This window comes from Streptomyces sp. NPDC046870, assembly GCF_040704595.1.
Taxonomy (GTDB): Bacteria; Actinomycetota; Actinomycetes; order Streptomycetales; family Streptomycetaceae; genus Streptomyces; species Streptomyces argyrophylli.
The window spans coordinates 1-21661 of the sequence record NZ_JBEYXM010000006.1 but is presented as its reverse complement, the minus strand read 5'-3'; the positions used below and the strand labels follow the sequence as shown (position 1 = coordinate 21661).

The 21661-nt window shown below is 73.7% G+C and carries 18 protein-coding genes and 1 rRNA gene; 6 read left to right on the top strand and 13 right to left on the bottom strand.

The window, feature by feature from the left end:
• Positions 1 to 19: 19 nt before the first annotated feature.
• Both AB0946_RS15515 and AB0946_RS15510 read right to left on the bottom strand, forming a co-directional pair.
• Positions 20 to 646 carry an NUDIX hydrolase gene (locus AB0946_RS15515; protein WP_366761120.1) on the bottom strand — a complete coding sequence of 209 codons (627 nt, stop codon included), beginning with the start codon at positions 644 to 646 and terminating at the stop codon, positions 20 to 22.
• Positions 647 to 747: 101 nt separating this feature from the next.
• Complete coding sequence (locus AB0946_RS15510; RefSeq protein WP_366761119.1) at positions 748 to 2397, bottom strand: CTP synthase; 1650 nt, start codon at positions 2395 to 2397, stop codon at positions 748 to 750.
• 541 nt (positions 2398 to 2938) lie between these two features.
• Between AB0946_RS15510 and AB0946_RS15505 the strand changes: the two genes are divergently transcribed.
• The 3 genes from AB0946_RS15505 to AB0946_RS15495 all read left to right on the top strand — a co-directional run bounded on the left by AB0946_RS15505 (position 2939) and on the right by AB0946_RS15495 (position 7989).
• Entirely contained in the window at positions 2939 to 4741 is a 1803-nt protein-coding gene (locus AB0946_RS15505) for a glycoside hydrolase family 15 protein (protein WP_366761458.1), read from the top strand.
• 144 nt (positions 4742 to 4885) lie between these two features.
• Positions 4886 to 6268, top strand: a complete 1383-nt coding sequence (locus AB0946_RS15500; protein ID WP_366761118.1) for an FAD-binding oxidoreductase — start codon at positions 4886 to 4888, stop codon at positions 6266 to 6268.
• A gap of 74 nt (positions 6269 to 6342) precedes the next feature.
• Positions 6343 to 7989: a PucR family transcriptional regulator gene (locus AB0946_RS15495; protein WP_366761117.1), complete on the top strand. Its 1647-nt coding sequence runs from the start codon at positions 6343 to 6345 to the stop codon at positions 7987 to 7989.
• Between the two features lie 6 nt (positions 7990 to 7995).
• On the opposite strand, the gene AB0946_RS15490 is transcribed toward AB0946_RS15495, so the two are convergent.
• The 5 genes from AB0946_RS15490 to AB0946_RS15470 form a co-directional block, all read right to left on the bottom strand.
• On the bottom strand, positions 7996 to 9189 hold the full coding sequence (locus AB0946_RS15490) for a glycosyltransferase family 4 protein (RefSeq protein ID WP_366761116.1): 1194 nt from the start codon (positions 9187 to 9189) through the stop codon (positions 7996 to 7998).
• Positions 9190 to 9787: 598 nt separating this feature from the next.
• Positions 9788 to 11530, bottom strand: a complete 1743-nt coding sequence (gene recN / locus AB0946_RS15485) for a DNA repair protein RecN (protein ID WP_366761115.1) — start codon at positions 11528 to 11530, stop codon at positions 9788 to 9790.
• Positions 11531 to 11569: 39 nt separating this feature from the next.
• Positions 11570 to 12487 carry an NAD kinase gene (locus AB0946_RS15480; protein WP_014671839.1) on the bottom strand — a complete coding sequence of 306 codons (918 nt, stop codon included), beginning with the start codon at positions 12485 to 12487 and terminating at the stop codon, positions 11570 to 11572.
• Positions 12484 to 13299: a TlyA family RNA methyltransferase gene (locus AB0946_RS15475; protein WP_366761114.1), complete on the bottom strand. Its 816-nt coding sequence runs from the start codon at positions 13297 to 13299 to the stop codon at positions 12484 to 12486. Before AB0946_RS15475 ends, AB0946_RS15480 begins: the two co-directional genes overlap by 4 nt.
• Positions 13300 to 13306: 7 nt before the next feature.
• The gene (locus tag AB0946_RS15470) at positions 13307 to 13585 is read right to left on the bottom strand and encodes a hypothetical protein (RefSeq protein WP_366761113.1); all 279 of its coding nucleotides are present in this window, start codon (positions 13583 to 13585) and stop codon (positions 13307 to 13309) included.
• 42 nt (positions 13586 to 13627) lie between these two features.
• Between AB0946_RS15470 and AB0946_RS15465 the strand changes: the two genes are divergently transcribed.
• Positions 13628 to 13975: an SCP2 sterol-binding domain-containing protein gene (locus AB0946_RS15465; RefSeq protein ID WP_366761112.1), complete on the top strand. Its 348-nt coding sequence runs from the start codon at positions 13628 to 13630 to the stop codon at positions 13973 to 13975.
• Positions 13976 to 14025: 50 nt separating this feature from the next.
• Here AB0946_RS15465 and AB0946_RS15460 read toward each other — a convergent pair whose 3' ends face one another.
• The 4 genes from AB0946_RS15460 to AB0946_RS15445 all read right to left on the bottom strand — a co-directional run bounded on the left by AB0946_RS15460 (position 14026) and on the right by AB0946_RS15445 (position 18136).
• Positions 14026 to 14898 (bottom strand): ABC transporter ATP-binding protein, encoded by an 873-nt coding sequence (locus AB0946_RS15460; RefSeq protein ID WP_366761110.1) that lies wholly within the window; start codon positions 14896 to 14898, stop codon positions 14026 to 14028.
• Positions 14895 to 15941 (bottom strand): iron chelate uptake ABC transporter family permease subunit, encoded by a 1047-nt coding sequence (locus tag AB0946_RS15455; RefSeq protein WP_366761109.1) that lies wholly within the window; start codon positions 15939 to 15941, stop codon positions 14895 to 14897. The genes AB0946_RS15460 and AB0946_RS15455 overlap by 4 nt, the downstream gene beginning before the upstream one ends.
• Complete coding sequence (locus AB0946_RS15450; RefSeq protein ID WP_366761108.1) at positions 15938 to 16981, bottom strand: iron chelate uptake ABC transporter family permease subunit; 1044 nt, start codon at positions 16979 to 16981, stop codon at positions 15938 to 15940. The genes AB0946_RS15455 and AB0946_RS15450 overlap by 4 nt, the downstream gene beginning before the upstream one ends.
• Before the next feature lie 126 nt (positions 16982 to 17107).
• Entirely contained in the window at positions 17108 to 18136 is a 1029-nt protein-coding gene (locus AB0946_RS15445) for an HAD hydrolase-like protein (protein WP_366761107.1), read from the bottom strand.
• Between the two features lie 74 nt (positions 18137 to 18210).
• Here AB0946_RS15445 and AB0946_RS15440 point away from each other — a divergent pair, with 74 nt between their 5' ends.
• Complete coding sequence (locus tag AB0946_RS15440) at positions 18211 to 19494, top strand: DUF1015 domain-containing protein (protein WP_366761106.1); 1284 nt, start codon at positions 18211 to 18213, stop codon at positions 19492 to 19494.
• 88 nt (positions 19495 to 19582) lie between these two features.
• On the opposite strand, the gene AB0946_RS15435 is transcribed toward AB0946_RS15440, so the two are convergent.
• Positions 19583 to 20344 (bottom strand): hypothetical protein, encoded by a 762-nt coding sequence (locus AB0946_RS15435; RefSeq protein ID WP_366761457.1) that lies wholly within the window; start codon positions 20342 to 20344, stop codon positions 19583 to 19585.
• A gap of 294 nt (positions 20345 to 20638) precedes the next feature.
• On the opposite strand from AB0946_RS15435, the gene AB0946_RS15430 reads away from it, so the two are divergent.
• Positions 20639 to 21526: a hypothetical protein gene (locus tag AB0946_RS15430; protein WP_366761472.1), complete on the top strand. Its 888-nt coding sequence runs from the start codon at positions 20639 to 20641 to the stop codon at positions 21524 to 21526.
• 30 nt (positions 21527 to 21556) lie between these two features.
• Here AB0946_RS15430 and rrf read toward each other — a convergent pair.
• Positions 21557 to 21661, bottom strand: a 5S ribosomal RNA gene (rrf, locus tag AB0946_RS15425); the annotation flags it as partial.

Below are 21661 nucleotides of genomic sequence, written 5' to 3'. Positions count from 1 at the left end.
CGGCCAGGCCCCCGGCGGGTCAGTTCTCGAAGGGGCGTGCCGGCCAGGGCGCGTCGGCGGGGCGCAGCGCGTCCAGGCCGTCCCCGCCGCGGGCGGCGACCAGGGCGAGCACGCCGACCACGAGGCAGTTGTTGTGCAGGTCCCCGGCCAGGACGCGGCGCACCAGTTCCTCGACCGGCACGCGCGCGTGCTGCATGTCGGTCTCCTCGTGCTCCGCCGCGAAGCGCTCGCCCTCGGCGTCGGACAGGCCGCGGGCCAGGAAGATCCGTACGGCCTCGTCGCAGCCGCCCGGGGTGGTGTACACGTCGGTCAGCACCCGCCAGTCCTCGGCCTTGACGTGCGCCTCCTCGTACAGCTCCCGCTGCGCGGCGTGCAGCGGGTTCTCGCCGGGCACGTCCAGCAGCCCCGCCGGGATTTCCCACAGCTTGTGCCGCACCGGGTGCCGGTACTGGTTGATCAGCAGCACCCGGTCGTCCTCGTCCAGGGCGAGGACGGCCACGGAGCCGGGGTGGACCTGGTAGTCACGGCGGGCCACCGACCCGTCGGGCATGACCACGTCGTCCGTGCGGACGGAGGTCTTGTTGCCCACGAAGGGGGTGTCCGTGGCCCGGATCTCCCATTCCTCGGGGGTGTCCTTGATCGTCATGCCCTGTCCTTCCACGTGCTGTGCGAGACGACCGGCCGACAAAGAAAGCCGGGGCGCTCACCTTTGAAGGTTCGCACCCCGGCCACCGTACAACTGGTGTGTTACTTCGAATTCTTCCGCTCGACCGCGGCCTTCACCAGGCCGGCGAAGAGCGGGTTCGCGCGGGTCGGCCGCGAGCGCAGCTCGGGGTGCGCCTGCGTGGCGACCAGGTACGGGTGGACGTCACGCGGGTACTCCACGTACTCCACGAGCTTGCCGTCGGGGGAGGTGCCGGAGAAGACGAGTCCGGCCTTCTTCTCCAGTTCCGCGCGGTAGGCGTTGTTGACCTCGTAGCGGTGCCGGTGGCGCTCCTCGACGTACTCCTTGCCGTCGTAGACCTCACGCACGATCGAGCCCTCGGCCAGCTTGGCGGGGTACATGCCCAGCCGCATCGTGCCGCCCATGTCGCCCTCACCGGCGACGATGTCGAGCTGCTCGGCCATGGTGGAGATGACCGGGTGGGCGGTGGCCGGGTCGAACTCGGTGGAGTTGGCGTCCGGGATGTCGGCCAGGTTGCGGGCGGCCTCGATCACGATGCACTGCAGACCCAGGCAGAGGCCGAGCAGCGGGATCTTGTTCTCCCGGGCGTAGCGGATCGCGCCGACCTTGCCGAGCACACCGCGGTCGCCGAAGCCGCCGGGGATGCAGACGCCGTCCACGTCCTCCAGCTGGGCCTTGGCGCCGGCCGGGGTCTTGCAGTCGTCCGAGGTGACCCACTTGATCTTCACGCGGGCCTTGTTGGCGAAGCCGCCCGCGCGCAGCGCCTCGGTGACCGACAGGTAGGCGTCCGGCAGGTCGATGTACTTGCCGACCAGCGCCAGCGTGACCTCGTGGTCGGGGTTGTGGACACGGTCGAGCAGGTCGTCCCAGGTCGTCCAGTCCACGTCCCGGAAGGGCAGGTCGAGCTTGCGGACGACGTAGGCGTCCAGGCCCTCGGAGTGCACGACCTTCGGGATGTCGTAGATCGAGCGGGCGTCGGGGCAGGCGACGACGGCGGCCTCGTCGACGTCGCACATGAGGGAGATCTTCCGCTTGATCGCGGTCGGCACCTCCCGGTCGCAGCGCAGCACGATCGCGTCCGGCTGGAGGCCGATGTTCCTGAGCGCGGCCACCGAGTGCTGGGTCGGCTTGGTCTTCAGCTCACCGGACGGGCCGATGTAGGGCAGCAGCGAGATGTGCACCACGAAGACGTTGTCCCGGCCGACCTCGTGGCGGACCTGGCGGACGGTCTCCAGGAACGGCAGCGACTCGATGTCGCCGACCGTGCCGCCGACCTCGGTGATCACGACGTCGACCTGGTCAGTGGCCATGCGCCGGATGCGGTGCTTGATCTCGTTGGTGATGTGCGGGATGACCTGCACCGTGTCGCCCAGGTACTCGCCGCGGCGCTCCTTGGCGATCACCGTGGAGTAGACCTGGCCGGTGGTGACGTTGGCGCTGCCGTCCAGGTCCCGGTCGAGGAACCGCTCGTAGTGGCCGATGTCCAGGTCGGTCTCGGCGCCGTCGTTGGTGACGAACACCTCACCGTGCTGGAACGGGTTCATCGTGCCCGGGTCGACGTTCAGGTACGGGTCGAGCTTCTGCATCACGACACGCAGACCCCGCGCCTTGAGCAGCATGCCCAGGCTGGAGGCGGTCAGACCCTTGCCGAGCGAGGAGGCGACACCCCCGGTCACGAAGATGTGCTTGGTCGTCGTGGTGTTGGGCGGCATGGCCAAGAGGGGGCTCCCGTGGTCGCGGTCTGGGGGTGCGATACGGCGACCCTCCCGGGTGTCTCCGGGGGTGCCGTCGCTGCGGTTCGGGGGTTTTCTCCCACCGGTCCACGGGCTACCAGCGTATCAGCGCCTGGGCGGGATGGCTCCCGACCACTCTTCGCACCCGCCCGGGCACAAGGGGCCGCAGCACAGGTCACCTGTGTCACTCTGGACGGACTGCGGACACACCGTCCTCACCCGGTGCTCACTCGTTCGGCCCACACAGGTTGCCCGGAGCGGCACGCAGATCATCTACGTGCGTCGTATCCTGCTCGGACATTGGCTGCCGAGCCCGGCCGGAACGACGGCACACCCCCGCCAACATCACCCGGAACAACGAGAGCGCGGCAGTTCGTTGAGCAAAGACTGTCGTGTTGCCTCAGGGCTCGGCGGGCTGCTTTGCTTCACCGCTCAACGACGCTTAACAACGATCCCTTGACCGCACTAGCGACAGCCCCCTGCGCGGGGGTGTGACGTGGCCGTTCGACTGGAGTTGCACGTGGCCGGGCGCATCGAAGACTACGCACTCATCGGAGACATGCAGACAGCGGCGCTGGTCTGCCGGGATGGCACGGTGGACTGGCTGTGCCTGCCCCGCTTCGACTCGCATGCCATCTTCGCCGGCCTGCTGGGCACCGAGGAGCACGGTTTCTGGCGGCTCGGACCGGCGCACGCCGCCGACGCCAAGCCGCCCACGGCCGCCCGGCGCAGCTACCGCGGCGACTCGCTGATCCTGGAATCCGAGTGGGACACCCCGCGCGGCACGGTCCGTGTGACCGATTTCATGCCTCCGCGTGACGGCGCCCCGCAGCTGATCCGGATCGTGGAGGGCGTCACCGGCCGGGTCCCGATGCGCTCGGCCCTGCGGATGCGGTTCTCCTACGGCCGGGTGGTGCCGTGGGTGCACAAGCACGAGGGGCGCACGGTGGCCGTCGCCGGACCGGACTCGGTGTGGTTCGACACCGAGACCGAGACCTACGGCAAGGCGCTCACGACGTACGCCGACTTCACGGTCGCCCCCGGTGACCGGATCGCGTTCACCATCTCCTGGCAGCCCTCGCACAAGCAGCCGCCGCCGCTGCCGGAGCCGGAGGCCTCGCTGTCGGCGACGGAGGACTTCTGGCGCGAGTGGGTCGAGCACTGTACGTACCACGGGCCGTACCGCGAGGCGGTGATCCGCTCGCTGATCACCCTCAAGGCGCTGACCTACGCCCCCACGGGCGGCATCGTCGCCGCCCCGACGACCTCCCTGCCCGAGGACATCGGCGGTGTGCGCAACTGGGACTACCGCTACACCTGGCTGCGGGACGCGGCGATCACCCTGTCCTCGCTGCTGCGCACCGGCTACCGCGAGGAGGCCCGCGCCTGGCGCGAGTGGCTGCTGCGCGCGGTCGCCGGCGACCCGGAGAACCTGCAGATCATGTACGGCATCGCCGGTGAGCGCGAGCTGGGCGAGGCGGAGCTGGACTGGCTGCCGGGCTACGAGAAGTCCGCCCCGGTCCGGGTCGGCAACGGCGCCGCGCACCAGCTCCAGCTGGACGTGTACGGCGAGGTCACCGAGGCCCTGCACCTGGGTCACATGACCGGGCTCGCCCGCAACGACTACGCGTCCCTGCTCCAGCTGAAGCTCATCCGCTACCTGGAGGACCACTGGCAGGAGCCGGACGAGGGCATCTGGGAGGTGCGCGGCCCGCGCCGGCACTTCGTGCACTCCAAGGTGATGGCCTGGGTCGCCGTCGACCGCACGATCAAGCTGATCGAGTCCGGTGACGCGGACGGCCCGCTGGAGCGCTGGAAGGAACTGCGCGACGACATCCACCGGGACGTGTGCGAGAAGGGCTACGACAAGGAGCGCAACACCTTCACCCAGTCCTACGGCTCCCAGGAGCTGGACGCCTCGCTGCTGCTCATCCCGCAGATGGGTTTCCTGCCGCCGGACGACAAGCGGGTGATCGGCACCATCGAGGCGATCCAGCGCGAGCTGTCCACCACGGACGGGTTCATCCTGCGCTATCCGACGGAGGGCGACCGCGAGGGCGTCGACGGCCTGCCGGGTGACGAGGGCGCGTTCCTGGCCTGCTCGTTCTGGATGGCGGACGACCTGGCGATGATCGGCCGGGTGGACGAGGCCCGCAAGCTCTTCGAGAAGCTCCTCGCGCTGCGCAACGACCTCGGTCTGCTCGCCGAGGAGTGGGACCCGCGTCTGAAGCGCCAGGTGGGCAACTTCCCGCAGGCGTTCAGCCACGTCCCGCTGATCGACACGGCCCTGCGGCTGACGGCGTCGGGCGCCTACGGGGGCTAGCCGTTCCTCGGGGGACGCGGCGCGGGCTCCCCGCCCGCGTCCGCGGTCCCGTCGTGGCTGGTCGCGCGGTTCCCCGCGCCCGCTCCGGGGTGCGCTCCGCCTACGCTGGAACCGGACAGATGCCCCTTCCGGAAGGGGGCGGCCATGGCTTCCCTCTCGAAGGCGGGCGCGGCGCTCGCCGCGCTCCGCGAGGATCTGGTCGGCGATGTGCTCGTCCCCGCGGACCCGGGCTACGAGGAGGCCCGTGCGGTCTTCAACGCGATGGTCGACCGGCGGCCCGCGGTGATCGCACAGTGCGCGGACGCGACCGACGTGGTGCGGGCCGTGCGCTTCGGCAGGGACCTCGACCTGCACATCGCGGTGCACGGCGGCGGCCACGGCGTGGCCGGTACGGCGCTGGGCGACGGCGCGCTCGTGGTGGACCTGCGCCGGATGCACCGGGTGACCGTCGACCCGGCGGCCGAGGCGGTCCGGGTCGAGGGCGGCGCCACGACGGGCCGGCTGGACCGCGCCACCCAGCCGTACGGCCTCGCGACCACCGGCGGGCGGGACTCCACCACCGGCGTCGGCGGTTACGTCCTCGGCGGGGGCACCGGCTGGCTCGACCGCGCCTTCGGCCTCGCCGTGGACAACCTCATCGCCGTGGAGCTGGTGACCGCCGACGCCGAGCGGGTGCACGCGAGCGCCGACGAGAACCCCGAGCTGTTCTGGGCGCTGCACGGCGGGGGCGGCAACTTCGGCGTCGCCACCGCGCTCACCCTGCGGCTGCACGAGCTGCCGGAGTTCTCGGTCGTCCTGCTGATGTTCCTGCCGGACGCCGGACCGGACGTGCTCCGCACCTTCCGCGAGATCTTCCGCACCGGGCCGGACGAGGTGGGCGGCGCGGCGCTGTACCTCACCGGCCCGCCCGCGCGGTTCACACCGCCGGAGCTGGTGGGCGTGCCGCTGTGCGCGGCCCTGCTGACCTACGCCGGCGGTGAGGACGAGCTGCGCAAGCTCGCCGAGCCGCTGCTCGCGCTGCCGCACGAGGTGGAGCTGGCCGGTGACATGCCGTACGCCGACGCGCAGTCCCTGCTCGACCGGCCGGCGGGGTTGCGCAACCACTGGTCGGCGGAGTGTCTGGCCGGGCTGCCGGACGAGGCCGTGGACGCCTTCTGCGCCCGCGCGGACGGCATGCCGGCGCCGACCCCCACCCAGCACCTGCTCTTCCCGCAGGGCGGGGCCGTCGCCGCCGGTCCGCACGAGTACCCGGTGCCTTACCGGGACGCGCCCTGGGCGGCGCACCCGCTCGCGATCTGGCCGGACCCGGCCGACGACGAGCGGGCGATCAGCTGGGTGCGGGACGTGCGCGCCGGCCTGCGGCGGTGGAGCACGGGGGCGGTGCACCTCAACTTCATCGGCGACGAGGGCCCCGAGCGGGTCCGCGCGGGCCTGGGCGCCGGGAACACCCTGCGTCTGGCGAAGGTGAAGCGGCGCTACGACCCCGACAACGTCTTCCGCTTCAACCACAACATCCGTCCGGTCTAGGCGGGAGCTGTCCTGAGGGCGTTCGCTCCGGGCGGGAGCTGTCCTGAGGGCGTTGTCGCAGGTAGCGTCGCCGCATGCACAGCCGTACGGACCACCGATCCGACAACCAGGGCGCCGGGATCACCGTGCAGCGGGCGCTGGAGCTGCCCGGACTGCGCAGCGGGCTGCCGGAGGTGCTGGCGGGCGCCGACCGGCTCGGCCGCACGGTGCGCTGGGTGCACGCGGGCGAGGTCCCGAACATCGCCTCGCTGCTCAAGGGCGGCGAGCTGCTGCTGACCACCGGCTACGGCCTGGGCACCCGGCCGGCCGAGCAGCGGGCGTTCGTGCGCACCCTCGCCGAGCGCGGGATCGCCGCCCTCGTGGTGGAGCTGGGCCCGCGCTTCACCCGGCTGCCCGCCGCCTTGGTGGACACGGCGCGGGCGGCCGGGCTGCCGCTGGTCCAGCTGCACCGCGAGGTGCCGTTCGTGGCGGTGACCGAGGAGATCCACACGGAGATCGTCAACGGCCACTACGCGCTGCTCCAGCGCGCGGAGGAGGTGCACCGGCGCTGCACCGAGGCCCTGCTGGGCGGGGGCGGGGTGCCGCAGGTGCTGGACATCCTGGCCGGCTTCGGCGGCAACCCGGTGTTCCTGGAGACCGCCGACGGCCGGCTGCTGTACGCCGCCGGCGCCGGGCCGGCGGGCGCGGACCCGCTCCAGGTGTGGGAGGGGCTGCGCGGCCCGCACAAGCAGGCCCCGCCGCCCGCCGGGTCGGTGCTGGTGGACGTGCCCGGCGGCGGGCCCGGGACGGCCGGTGCCGTGCGCGCCCGGCTGGTGCTGCTGCCGGTCCGCTCACCGCTGGACCCGGTGCACCGGATCGCCGCCGAGCGGGCCGCGGGAATCCTGGCCGTGGTGCTGATGCAGGCGCGGCAGGAGGAGGAGCTGGCGGCGCGCGGGCGTGGTGACTTCCTCACCGATCTCGCCGAGGGCCGGATCGCGGCGGAGGACGCTCCCGCGCAGGCCCGGGTGCTCGGCTTCAAGCCCGGCGACAGCCCGCTGCTGCCCGTGGTGATGCGGATCGGCGACAGCCTCTCCCCCGGCGGCGGCTGGGCGGTGCTGGCCCGCGCGGTCTCCGAGGAGCTGGCCGCGGTGGGGGTGCCGGTGCTGCTGGGGGTGCGGCCGGTGGAGGGCCGGGTGCTGGTGCTGCTGGGGCTGCGCCCGGAGTCGGAGCGGGTCACGGTCGCGGACCGGGTGGCGGCGGCGCTGCGGGCGGGGGTGGAGCGGGCCGGGATGCGCCGGCCGGGCTCGCCGCCGCCGGTGGTGGTGGTCGGGGTGGCGGGCGGCTGGGCGGCTGCCTCGGCGGGGCTGCGGCACGCGGCGGAGACCGCGACGGCGGCCCAGGGCCTGACCGACCGGCCCTGGTACGACGCCCGGCGCCTGGACATCGACCTGCTGCTGTGGCGGCTGCGCGACCACCCGGACCTGGCGTCCTTCGTGGACCGGGCGATCGGCCCGCTGCGCGACCACGACCAGCGCTCCAGGCCGCCGCTGCTGCCGACCCTGGAGACCTATCTGGCGCACGCCGGCCGCAAGGCGGAGACGGCCCGCGAACTGCACCTCAACCGGCAGACGCTGTACAACCGGCTCGCCCGGATCGGGGAGTTGCTGGGCACCGACCTGGACGACCCGCAGACGGTACTGGCGTTGAGCCTGGCCCTGCGGGCGCGCCGGCACGTGCCCTGAGACCGCTCAGGGCAGCGGCCGCGGCTGCGTCAACTCGTCGTACACGCTGAGCACTTGGGCGACGGTCTCGTCCTCGGTCGGCCAGGTGGCGGCCTGCCGCGTCCCGCGCTCGCGCAGCACCGCGCGGCGTTCCGGGTCCGCGAGGAGCCGTACGACGGTGCCGGCGAGGGCTCCCGGGTCGCCGTACGGGACGAGTTCGGCGGCGTCGCCGACGAGGTCCGGGATGCCGCCGACGCGGGTGGCGACGAGCGGCACGCGGGCGTGCAGCGCCTCCTGGGCGAGGACGGACCGCGACTCCCGACTGCTGGTCAGCAGGGCCAGGTCGGCGGCGGCGAGCAGCTCGGGCACGTCTTCGCGGTGCCCGATGAGGCGCACCGGCAGTTCCTCGTCCTCGATCCGCCGTTGCAGCACCGGCCGCAGGGGCCCCTCCCCCGCGACGACCACCAGCGGCGCCGGTTCGAGGTCGCGCCAGGCGCGGGCGGCGTCGAGCAGGACGTCGTAGCCGCGGTGCCGCTCCAGGGAGCCGACTGCGATAAGCAACGGGCGTCCGGTGGCGCCGAGTTCGGCCCGCGTCTTGGGCCGCAGCCGGTCGGGGTCGTCGCGGTCGTGGCCGTCGAAGGGGTCGGAGCCTTCGGGGCCGAGGGCGTCGGCGTCGAGGAGGCCGCCGGTGCGGTGCCGGCCCGGCAGGCCGACGGCCGCGAGCCGGGCGTCGCGCGCGCCGGTGCGCCGGGCCCGGTCGACCAGGTCGGGGCTGGTGCCGAGGACCACGGCCGCGGTCCGCATCACGCGCCGCTCCAGCAGCCGCAGCAGATGGGCCCGCGGGCCCTCCGCGTGGGCCCGGTTGTGCCAGGTGACCACGAGCGGGGTGGTGCGCCCGCTGAGCGCGAGCACGGTACGGAAGGAGGCGTGCAGGCCGTGCGCGTGCACCAGGTCCGCGTTCGCGCAGGCCGTGCGGAGCGCGGCCACGGCGACGGGGTCGCTGCTGCGCGGCACGTGCACGTGGTCGGCGCCGACCCCGGCGAAGTCGTAGGCGTGATCGGCCTCGGCGGGGGCGCACACGGTGACCCGCACGCCCCTCGCCACCAGTCCCTCGGCCAGGGAGCGCACGTGCGCGCTGCTGCCGGCGTTCCCTCCGCCGAGCACCTGCACGGTGCGCAGCGGCGACTGGCCGTGCGGTGCGTTGCTGCTCAGGGGGCTCACGGGGCCGGGCTCCTGGTTCACGGGGACGGGCACGGGGTCGGCGTGGGGTGGTCACGAGGAAACGTACAGAAGGTAGCGGGCCCAGGGGGGCGGAAGGACGCACCCCGCGCGCCTCCCCGGCGGACCGTCCGTACCCGCTGCCCGCCCCGCGTTCCCCGTCAAGCATGCCAGGACGTACGGCCGTTCAGGGACAGCCGGGAGGGCGCACCGTGCGGCGGGCCGGGGCAATGCGCCGGAGCACATCACCCACACGGGTGAGGGGACGCCTGCCGCGTCCGAACGGTGCACGAGGGCATACGGCGAGGTCAGCCCCGCACAGACCCGCTCCCGGACATCGACCGGGTCCCCGTGCCGGGCGGCGGCCACCGGAGCGACGGCGCGCGCGAGCACCTCCGCGCGCCGGTTTCCCACCACCACGGCCGCCCCCCGGTGCGGCCTCGGGGGCGAGCGCCCCGTGTCCCCGGGCGTCGCGCACTCACCGAGGCCGTCGGGCGGCACGGCCACGACGGCACCTGTCGCCCCGGCGACCGGCCGGGCCCGGGGGCCCCTCCCCACGAGCCCCGGCACCCCGCAGGGGGACACCCGGGCGGTGCCGGCCCTAAAGGTCCGCCCTGGCCGTCGCCAGGAGCTCCTCCGCGTGGGCGCGGGCCGTTTCGGAGTCCTCCTGGCCCGCCAGCATGCGGGACAGCTCGCGGACGCGCTCCTCGCCCTCCAGCACCTTCACACCGGAGCGGGTCACGGAGCCGTCGTTGGTCTTCTCCACCAGCAGCTGGCGGTCGGCGAACGCGGCGACCTGGGGCAGGTGGGTGACCACGACGACCTGCGCGGTCCTGGCGAGCTTGGCCAGGCGCCGCCCGATCTCGACCGCCGCCTTGCCGCCGACACCGGCGTCGACCTCGTCGAAGAGGTACGTCGGCACCGGGTCGGTGCCCGCGAACACCACCTCCACCGCGAGCATCACGCGGGACAGCTCACCGCCGGACGCGCCCTTGGCGATGGGCCGCGGCGGGGCGCCCGGGTGCGGGGCGAGCAGCAGTTCGACCTCGTCCACGCCCGAGGGGCCGTAGGCGACCGTCCGCCCGCCGACCTCGACGCCGTCCGCGTCCTCGTTCTGGCGGATGTCGAAGGACACGCGCGCGTGGGGCATCGCCAGCGAGGCCAGCTCGGCGGTCACGGCGGCGGCGAACCGCTCGGCGGCCTCCGTCCGCGCGTCCGTCAGGGCCTGCGCGAGCCCGCCCAGCTCGGTGCGCAGCGCGTCCCGCTCGGCCGTCAGCTCCTCGATCCGCTCGTCGTCGCCGTCCAGCTCGGTGAGCCGCGCGGCGCTCCGCTCGGCCCAGGCCAGGACGCCGGCGACGTCGTCACCGTACTTGCGGGTCAGGGCGTTCAGGGCGGCCCGGCGCTCCTCCACCGCCGCCAGCCGCAGCGGGTCGGCGTCGAGGTCGTCGGCGTACCCCGCCAGCTCGCCCGCCACGTCAGCCAGCAGGATGCCGATCTCCCCGATCCGGTCGGCGAGCGCGGACAGTGCCGGATCGTGCGACCGCACGGCCTCCAGCGCCCGGTGCGCGCCCGCGACGAGGGTCGAGGCGTCGATCCCCTCGGGGTCCTCCGGATTGCCCGCGAGAGCGGCGTGGGCGGCCGTCGCGGCGGACGACAGCGCCTCGGCGTGCCCCAGCCGCTCGGCCTCCTCGGCCAGCTCCACGTCCTCGCCGGGCCGGGGTTCCACGGCGGCGATCTCGTCGAGCCCGTACCGCAGCATGTCGGCTTCCTGCGCCCGCTCACGCGCGCGCGTGGTGATCTCCTCCAGCTCGGCGGAGACGGCCCGCAGCCGCTTGTACGCCTCGCCGTACTTGGCGAGCGGCACGGCCACGGCGTCGCCCGCGTACCGGTCGAGCGCCTGCCGCTGCCGGGACAGCTTCAGCAGCCCCTGCTGGTCGGTCTGCCCGTGCACGGCCACCAGGTCGTCGGCCAGCTCGGCGAGCAGCCCGACGGGCACGCTGCGCCCGCCCAGGTGCGCCCGGGAGCGGCCCTCGGCGGAAACGGTACGGCTGATCAGCAGGGCACCGTCGTCCAGCTCGGCCCCGGCCTCCTCGGCACGCACGACGGCGGCGGCGCCGGGTGGCACGGCGACCCGCCCCTCCACCACCGCCTTCTCGGCCCCGATCCGCACGAGCGCCGGGTCAGCCCGTCCGCCGAGCAGCAGCCCCAGGCTCGTGACCACCATGGTCTTGCCCGCACCCGTCTCACCGGTGACGGCGGTGAACCCCGGCGACAGCTCGACGACGGCATCGTCGATGACCCCGAGCGACCGTATCCGCATCTCCTCCAACACGGAACAGACCATACGAGGTCCGGGGCCGGGAACGCACATGGCCCGCCCGTGTCACTCCGAGGGGTGGTGGGGCGCGCCCCGCCATCCCGTGGTGGGCAGCGCGAACTTCGCCACGAGCCGGTCGGTGAAGGACGAGTGGTGCAGCCGGGCCAGCCGTACCGGCACGGCGCCCCGCCGCACCTCGACCCGCGCCCCCGGCGGCAGCTCCACGGTCCGCCGGCCGTCACACCACAGGACCCCCGGCGGGATGTGCGGCAGCACCTCCACCGCCAGCACGGAGTCCGGCGAGGTGACCAGCGGCTTGGCGAACAGCGCGTGCGCGCTGATCGGCACCATCAGCAGGGCCTCCACCTCCGGCCACACCACCGGCCCCCCGGCGGAGAAGGCGTACGCCGTGGACCCGGTCGGCGTGGACAGCACGACGCCGTCGCACCCGAAGCCCGTCACCGGCCGCCCGTCGATCTCCAGGACGACTTCCAGCAGCTTCTCGGCGCCGGCCTTCTGCACGGCGGCCTCGTTCAGCGCCCAGTCGGTGTGCACGATGTCACCGTTGCGGTGCACCACGACGTCGACGGTCATCCGCTCCTCGACCTCGTACGACCGCGCCACCACCCGGTCCACGACCCGGTCCAGGTCGTCCCGCTCGGCCTCCGCGAGGAATCCGACGCGTCCGAGGTTGACGCCGAGCATCGGCACCCCGGAGGCCCGCGCGAACTCGGCGCCGCGCAGCAGCGTGCCGTCGCCGCCCAGAACGATCAGCAGCTCGCAGCCGTCCAGGCACTGCGGGGTGGCCTCCTTGACGAGGGCCACCTCGTCCGGGAGCGGCAGGTCGCGCGCCTCCTCCTCCAGCACCCGCACCCCGATGCCATGCCGCAGCAGGCCCTTGACGACGAGTTCCGCGCTGCGGATCGCCGCGGGCCGCCCGGTGTGGGCGAGCAGGAAAACAGTACGCGCCAGGTTCTGTGTCACCGCGGCCCCTCCGCCACTGCACGGTCGACGTCGGCCGGGTCCACCTGAGGTGCGCCCGCCCGCAGCCAGAGAAAGTACTCCACGTTCCCCGAGGGCCCGGGCAGCGGGCTCGCGATGACCCCGCGCACCCCGAGCCCCAGCTCCCACGCCTTCTCGGCCACGGCGCGCACGGCCTCCGTCCGCAGCTGCGGACTCCGTACGACACCCCCGCTGCCGAGCCGCTCCTTCCCCACCTCGAACTGCGGCTTGACCATCATCACCAGGTCGGCGTCCGGCGTCACGCACCGCTTCAGGGCGGGCAGCACCAGCCCGAGCGGGATGAAGGACAGATCGCCCACGACAAGATCCACAGGTTTCCCATCGATCGCCTCAAGCGTCAACTCGCGTACGTTCGTACGGTCCTTGACGGTGACGCGTTCATCCTTCTGGAGCGACCAGGCGAGTTGGCCGTAGCCGACGTCCACCGCGACGACGTGGGCGGCGCCCGCGCGCAGCAGGACGTCGGTGAAGCCGCCGGTGGACGCGCCGGCGTCCAGCGCCCGCCGGCCCTCGACGACGAGCCCCTGCGGCACGAAGGCCGCCAGCGCGCCGGCGAGCTTGTGCCCGCCCCGGGAGACGTAGTCGGGATCGCTGTCGTCGGCCTGGACCACGATCGCCGCCGCGGTCTCCACCTGGGTGGCCGGCTTGGTCGCCACGGTCTTGCCGACGGTGACCCGCCCGGCGGCGATCAGCTGGCTGGCGTGCTCGCGTGAACGGGCGAGCTTCCGGCGGACCAGCTCCGCGTCGAGACGGCGGCGTGCGACTCCTGCCACGTTCGGTTCAGCTCCTGCTCTGGTGGTGTGACGGTGCGGGGGCCGCGGGTCCCGGACGGGCGTCGAGCGCGGTCAGCGCGTCGCGCAGCCCCCGGTGCACATCCTCGTACACCTCGACATGCCCGTCGGTGGCGAGGTGGTCCGCGTCGGCCAGCCGGTCGAGCCGGGCGTCGACCTCGGCGTTGCCGGTGGGGGTGCGCGGGACGTTCAGGGGGGCGGGCGCCGCGGGGTCGTACGCGGGCGCCGCCTCGGTGTCGATGTGGGCCTCGGACACGGACTCGCTCATGCCCAGACGCTACCCCGAACCGCTGCGGTACCGTCGTGGGCGATGGCCACGATCGAGGAGTGCCGCGCCGCACTGGGGAAGCTTTCGGACAACATGCAGGGGGCCGAGGGCGACGCCCGCGCGGCCGCCGCGCTCGACCGCTCGGTGAGCTGCCACATCACCGATCTCGACGTCACCTTCGCGGGCCGGATGACCGACGGCCGGATCGAGGTCGACGAGACGCATCCGGGCCCGCCGCGCGAGAAGGCGCAGATCAGGCTCGCCATGGCCGGGGACGACCTGGTGGCCCTGGTGGGCGGCGAGCTGAACTTCGCGACCGCCTGGGGCTCGGGCCGGGTGAAACTGGAGGCGAGCCTGCTGGACCTGTTCCGGCTCCGGAAGCTGCTGTAAGGCGTTCACGTCGTCGGCACGGCCACCGTGGCCGTCTCCGACGCGCGCCCTCAGGACGCCGCCGCGGCCTTCTCCGCGCGCGCCTTCCGGGCCGCCGGCACCACCAGCGGGGTGCCCGTCTCCGGGTCGTCGATGACCTGGCAGCGCAGCCCGAAGACCTCCTCGACCAGCTCGGCCGTGACGATGTCGTTCGGGGCGCCCTCGGCGATCACCGTGCCGCCGCGCAGGGCGATCAGGTGGGTGGCGTAACGGGCCGCGTGGTTGAGGTCGTGCAGCACCGCCACCAGCGTCCGGCCCTGCTCCTCGTGCAGCTCGGCGCACAGGTCGAGGACGTCGATCTGGTGCTGGATGTCCAGGTAGGTGGTCGGCTCGTCCAGGAGCAGCAGCGGGGTCTGCTGGGCGAGCGCCATGGCGATCCACACCCGCTGCCGCTGCCCGCCGGACAGCTCGTCCACGTACCGCTCGGCCAGCTCCGCCACCCCGGTCTGCCGCATCGACTCCCGCACGACCCGCTCGTCCTGCGCCGACCACTGGCGCAGCAGACCCTGGTGCGGGTAGCGGCCGCGGCCGACGAGGTCGGCGACGGTGATGCCGTCGGGCGCGACGGACGACTGCGGCAGCAGGCCGAGGGTCCGCGCGACCTTCTTGGCGGGCATCGACTGGATGGCCTGCCCGTCCAGCAGCACCCGGCCCTCGCTGGGCCTGAGCATCCGGGACAGCGCCCGCAGCAGCGTCGACTTGCCGCACGCGTTCGGCCCGACGATCACCGTGAAGGAGTTGTCGGGGATCTCCACCGACAGCTGCTCGGCGATGACCCGCTGGTCGTAGGCGAGGGTGACGTTGTCGGCGGACAGGCGGTTCACGGTGCTCCTCGGGGTGTTCGGGTGGGCGGCGCTTGTGTCCGGGCCCTGCGCGCGCTTCATATCCGGCCCGCCCGGCGCTCGGTGACCAGCAGCCACAGCAGGTAGGCGCCACCCAGGACGCCGGTGACCACGCCGACGGGCAGCTGGTCGGCGCCGAAGGCGCGCTGCGAGGCCCAGTCGGCGGCGACGAGCAGGGTCGCCCCCATGCACAGGGAGGGCACCAGGTTCGGTCCCGGCGAGCGGGTGAGGCGGCGGGCGAGCTGCGGCGCGGTCAGCGCGACGAAGCTGACGGGGCCGGCGGCGGCCGTGGCGGCGGCGACGAGCAGGACGGCGCAGACCATGAGCACGAGCCGGACGCGCTGCACGCGCACGCCGAGGGCGTTCGAGACGTCGTCGCCCATCTCCATCATCCGCAGGCCGCGCGCGTTCGCCAGGACCAGCGGGACGAGGACGGCGCACAGCCCGAGCAGCGGCCACACCTGGTCCCAGTCCCGGCCGTTCAGGGAGCCGGTCATCCACACCACCGCGCGGGTCGCGTCGACCAGGTCGGCCTTGGTCAGCAGATAGCCGTTCACCGCCGTCATGATCGCGTTGACGCCGATGCCCACGAGCACCAGCCGGTATCCGTGCACGCCCCGCTTCCAGGCGAGCGCGTAGACGGCGACACCGGTCGCCAGGCCCCCGGCCAGCGCGCCCAGGGTCACCTGGGAGGCGCTGCCGGACATCAGCACGATCACGACGAGCGCGCCGGCCGTCGAGCCCTGCGACAGGCCGAGCACGTCCGGGCTGCCCAGCGGGTTGCGGGAGACCGACTGGAACAGTGCTCCGCCCAGGCCGAGCGAGGCGCCGACCAGCAGGCCGACCAGGACCCGCGGCAGCCGCAGCTCGTTGACGATGAAGTCCTGGTAGGCGGTGCCGTCGCCGGCGAGCGTCCGCAGCACGTCGGCCGCCGGGATCCTCGCCTCGCCGGTGCCGATCAACGCCACACCGGCGGCGCAGGCAGCGCCGAGCAGCAGCGCGACGACGATCAGCGCACGCGGGTCCAGGCGCAGCGAGAGCCCGCCGGGGGTGCGCACGGCACGGCTCCTGGAGTGTGTCTTCACAGCTGGGCCGTCCTCCGCCGTCGTACGAGAAAGATGAAGAGCGGGCCGCCGACGATCGCGGTGACGATGCCGACCTGGAGCTCGGCGGGGCGGGCCACGACCCGGCCGACGACATCGGCGCCGAGCAGCAGCACGGGCGCCAGGACCGTGGCGTACGGCAGGATCCAGCGCAGGTCGGGACCGGTGAAGGAGCGCACCACGTGCGGGACCATCAGGCCGACGAAGACGATCGGGCCGCACGCGGCGGTCGCGGCACCGCACAGCACCACGGCGGCCAGCATGGCCAGCGCCCGGGTGCGGTTGAGGTTCGCGCCGAGGGCGCGCGCGGTGTCGTCGCCCATCTCCACGGCGTTCAGCGGCCGGGCCAGGGCGAGCGCGAGGACCGTGCCGACCGCGAGGAACGGCAGGACCTGCACGATGGTCGCGTTCGTGGCGGAGACCAGCGAACCCACCGTCCAGAAACGCATCTTGCCCAGGGCCGCGCCGTCCGTGATCATCACGGCCTGGAGGTAGCCGTACAGGGCCGCGCTGATCGCCGTGCCGGCGAGCGCGAGCCGTACCGGGGTGGCGCCCCGGCTGCCGCCGAGGAACCACACCAGCGCGCCGACGGCGGCCGCACCGAGGAACGCGAACCACACATAGCCGCTGAGGCTGGTGACGCCGAAGTAGGTCATGGCCGTGACGACGGCGGCGGAGGCGCCCGCGTTCATGCCGAGCAGCCCGGGCTCGGCCAGCGGGTTGCGGGTCAGCGCCTGGAGCACCGCGCCGGACAGGCCGAGCGCGGCACCGGCCAGCAGACCGAGGGCGGTACGTGAGAGCCGCTCGTCGACGACCACGTCGCCGTACGTCCCCGTGCCGTGGAACAGGCCGTGCCAGACCTGTTCCAGCGACAGTGCCTTCGCCCCGATCGCGATGCTCGCCAGCGCGACGCACACCAGGAGCACGACCGAGAGCAGGAGCCCAAGGGCCCGCGCCGCCCGGCGGGTTGGGGGCGCGGGGGCGGTCTCCGCGCGCTGTTCCGGAGGACTGTCGACCAACACGAGGTTAGGTTAGCCTACCCTCGCATACGATCTCGATCCCTGGTCGCCGTGAAGCTCCGCCGAGGCCCCGGAGGTCCGGCGTCCTCCCGTCGCCCCGAGGCCCGCCGGGCTCCTCCTGAAGAACCGTCAGAGACCCAGCCGGGTCAGCGCCTTCTCCCCGTCCAGCGCGCAGGTCCCCTCCCCCGCCGCCGTCCAGGCCGCCGCGCACAGCGCCCGCAGCCCGTCCAGCGGCTCGCCGTCGCCCGTCAGCTCCAACCGGTCCGTCCCGGCCGCCGCCGTCCACCCGCCGCAACGGAAACCGTCACCTTCCCGGGTGATGTCCGGCTGCCCGGTGAGCAGCCCGCGCAGATCGGCGTCCACATACGTCGGACGGTGCTGCGGCGGCGCGGCGAGCAACTGCGCCCCGTCGGTCACCCCCGTCAGCACCAGCAGCGAGTCCACCCCGCCGTTGATGGCCCCCTCGATGTCCGTGTCCAGCCGGTCCCCGACCACCAGCGGCCGCTCGGCACCGGTCCGGATGATCGTCTCCCGGTGCATCGGGGGCAGCGGCTTGCCCGCGACCTGCGGCTCGGCGCCCGTCGCGATCCGCACGACCTCCACGGCCGCCCCGTTGCCCGGCGCGATGCCCCGTCCGCTCGGAATCGTCAGATCCGTGTTGGACGCGAACCACGGCACACCCCGCCGGACGGCGTACGAGGCCTCCGCGAACCGCCCCCAGGGCAGCTCCGGCCCGCCGTAGCCCTGCACGACCGCCGCCGGGTCGTCGTCCGCCGACTCCACCGGCGTCAGACCCCGCTCGCGCAGCGCCACCCGCAGCCCCTCGCCACCGATCACCAGCACCCGCGCCCCGGCCGGAACCTGCTCGCTGATCAGCCGCGCGACGGCCTGCGCGGAGGTGATGACCTCGTCCGCGCCCGTCGGTATGCCCAGCTCCGTCAGATGCCCGGCCACCGCGTCCGGGGTCCGCAGGGCGTTGTTGGTGACGTACGCGAGACGCATCCCGCCCGACCGGGCCACCGCCAGCGAGTCGACCGCGTGCGCGATCGCGCTCCCGCCCGCGTACACCACCCCGTCCAGATCGAGCAGCGCCGTGTCGTACGCCTCGCTCAGGGGCTGCCCACTGCCCTCGGGCCTCGTCCTGACGCCCTGGCTCATGTCCACATCGCTCCTCGTTCACTCGCCTTTCCCCCGATCATCCCGCATGCCGCCGACACACGTACGATGCCGGGATGAACACAGCAGGTCACTGGGAGGCGACACCGCGTCGAGGCCTGGAACTCACCCCGTTCCGGGGCCTTCGCTACGACCCCGACCGGGTCGGCAGCCTCGCCTCCGTCACCTCCCCGCCCTACGACGTCGTCGTGCGCCCCGACGGCCTGCACCACCTCCAGTCGGCCGACCCCTACAACATCGTCCGGCTGATCCTTCCCCAGGCCGGCACCCCCAGCGCCCGCACCGAGCAGGCCGCCGACACACTGCGCCGCTGGCTGGACGAGGGCGTCCTCACCGCCGACCCCGAGCCGGGCCTCTACGTGTACGAGCAGCGGCACGACGACGGCATGCTCCAGCGCGGCATCATCGGCACCCTGCGGGTCACCGAACCCGCGGAGGGCGTGGTGCTGCCGCACGAGGACGTCATGCCGCCGGTGGTCGCCGACCGCGCGGCCCTGATGCGGGCGACACGCGCGAACCTGGAACCGCTGCTGCTGACCTACCGGGGCGACGGCACCGCGGCCGAGGTCGTCGACCGCACGGCCCACCGCCCGCCCCTGCTGGCCACGACCACCGAGGACGGCTTCCGGCACCGCCTGTGGTCCGTCACCGACCCGGGCGAACTGGCCCGCGTCCAGAGCGACCTCGCCGGCCGCCAGGCCCTCATCGCCGACGGCCACCACCGCTGGGCCACCTACCGCCGGCTGCGCCTGGAACACCCCTCCCCCAGCCCCTGGGACTACGGTCTGGTCCTCCTGGTCGACACCGTGCGCTACCCGCTGCGCGTGCGCGCCATCCACCGGCTGCTGCACGGCCTGCCCGTCGCGGACGCGCTGGCCGCGGTCGACGGCCTGTTCCGGGTACGGCACCTGGACAAGCCCCTCGCCCAGGCCCTGGAGACGCTGGCGGACGCGGCCTGCGCCGGCAACGCCTTCCTGCTCGCCGGCGACGGCGCCTTCCACCTGCTCGACCGCCCGGACCCCGACCTGCTGGCCCGGACCGTCCCCGCGGACCGCCCGCCCGCCTGGCGCGCGCTGGACGCCACCGTCCTGCACGCCACGCTGCTGGACCACGTCTGGCACATCCCCGAGGACTCCCCGGCCCACATCGCCTACATCCACGACACGGCCGCGACCGTGGAGAAGGCGGAACGCGACGGCAGTACGGCGGTCCTGATGCATCCGGTGCGCGAGGAGGTCGTACGCGACCTGGCCCGGCAGGGCGTCACCATGCCCCGCAAGTCGACGTCGTTCGGCCCGAAGCCGGCCTCGGGACTGGTCCTGCGGGCACTGGAGATCTGAGCCGACGGCGGCCGTCGAAGCACGGCCCGCCGGAACACGGAAGAGGGCAGGCTCCGTCAGGAGCCTGCCCTCTTCCCGGTGACCGACGTCAGTCCTTGCCGCCGTCCTCCGGGGAGGCGTCGGCGGACTCGCCGGTGGCGTCCTGGCCGTCCTCGACGTCCTCGTCCGCCTCGGACAGGGCGTCGACGAACTCCACGCCGTCCAGCTCGGCGAGCCGGTCGGAGGCGTCCGTGCTGCCGTCCCGGTCGGCCTCGACGGCCTTCGCGAACCACTCCCGCGCCTCGCGCTCCCGGCCGGCGGCCAGCAGGGCGTCCGCGTACGCGTAGCGCAGGCGAGCGGTCCACGGCTGCACCGAGTTGGAGGCCAGCTCCGGGCTCTGCAGGGTCACGATGGCCGCGTCCAGCTGGCCCATGTCGCGCCGGGCGCCGGCGGCGACGAGCCGCATCTCGACCTGACCGGCCTTGTCCAGCTTGTGCACCTCCGGGGCGCCGGCCATGTCCAGCGCCTTCTCCGGCCGGCCGAGCCCGCGCTCGCAGTCGGCCATCACCGGCCACAGGTCCACGGTGCCGGTCATCCGCCGGGCGGCCCGGAACTCGGCGAGCGCCTCGCCGTACTTCTGGTTCGCGTACGCGGCGAAGCCCGCGGCCTCGCGCACGGCGGCCACCCGGGACGCCAGGCGCAGTGCCACCTTGGAGTAGCCGTAGGCGCCCTCGGGGTCCTCGTCGATGAGCCGGGCGACCATCACCAGGTTCTTGGCGACGTCCTCCGCGAGCGTCTTGGGCAGGCTCTGCAGTTCCTGCCGGACATCCTTGTCGATCTCGTCGCCGGTGACGTCCTCCGGGATCGGCAGCCGCTTGATCGGCTCCCGGTCGCGGTCCCGGTCGTCACGGAACCGGCCCCCGCCTCGACGGTCGTCCCGGCCGTCACGGCCGTCACGGCCCCGGAACCCACCGGGGCGGCCACCGCGGTCACCACGGTCGTCCCTGCGGGGCCCACGGCCCCCACGGTCGTCGCGCCGGTCATCGCGACGGAAGCCGCCACGCTCACCCCGGCTGTCGTCCCGGCGGAAACCACCGCGCTCCCCACGGTCGCGGTCGCCACGGTCGCGGTCGTCGCGGCGGTCGTCACGCCGGAAGCCACCTCGGTGGTCGTCACGCCGGAAGCCGCCGCGGTCGTCGTCACGCCGGTCGTCGCGCCGGAAGCCACCGCGGTCGTCGTCGCGGCGGAAGGACGGACGGTCCCCCCGGTCACCGCGGTCGTCACGGCGGAAGCCGCGGTCCCCACGGTCGTCCCGGCGGTCATCGCGACGGTCGTCCCGGCGGTCGTCACGCCGGAAGGCCGGGCGCGCACCCCGGTCGCCGCGGTCGTCACGGCGGAAACCGCCGCCACGGCTGTCGTCCCTGCGGTCGTCACGCCGATCGTCACGGCGGTCGTCGCGACGGAAGCCGCCACGCTCCCCCCGGTCGCGGTCGTCACGGCGGTCATCACGACGGTCGTCACGGCGGCCGTAGCCACCACGGTTGTCGTCGCGCCGGCCGTAGCCGCCGCGGTCGTCGTCGCGGCGGAAGGACGGGCGGTCCCCCCGGTCACCGCGGTCGTCACGGCGGAAACCGCCGCCACGGCTGTCGTCCCTGCGGTCGTCACGCCGATCGTCACGGCGGTCGTCACGGCGGTCGTCGCGACGGAACCCGCCGCGGTCACCCCGGTCTCGGTCATCGCGCTGGAATCCCGGACGCGTGCCCCGCTCGCCCTCGCGGCGGAAACCGCCACCCCGGCGGTCGTCACGCCGGTCGTCGCGGCGGTCATCACGGCGATCGTCACGGCGGCCGTAGCCACCACGGTCGCCACCACGCCGGTCGTTGTCGCGCCGGTCATTGTCGCGCCGGAAACCGCCACGGTCACCCCGGTCACCACTGTCCCGTCGCCGCTGGTCGCGCTCCGGTCGATCGTCGGGAGAGTTGGTGGACATGGTGACTCCTGTCTTCGGTACCACAAGCATTGTAAAAACAAAAGGACCCCTGGTCCCAGCTGAACGCTGGTGACCAGGGGTCCTCCAAAGATTGTTCGGCGGCGTCCTACTCTCCCACAGGGTCCCCCCTGCAGTACCATCGGCGCTGTGAGGCTTAGCTTCCGGGTTCGGAATGTAACCGGGCGTTTCCCTCACGCT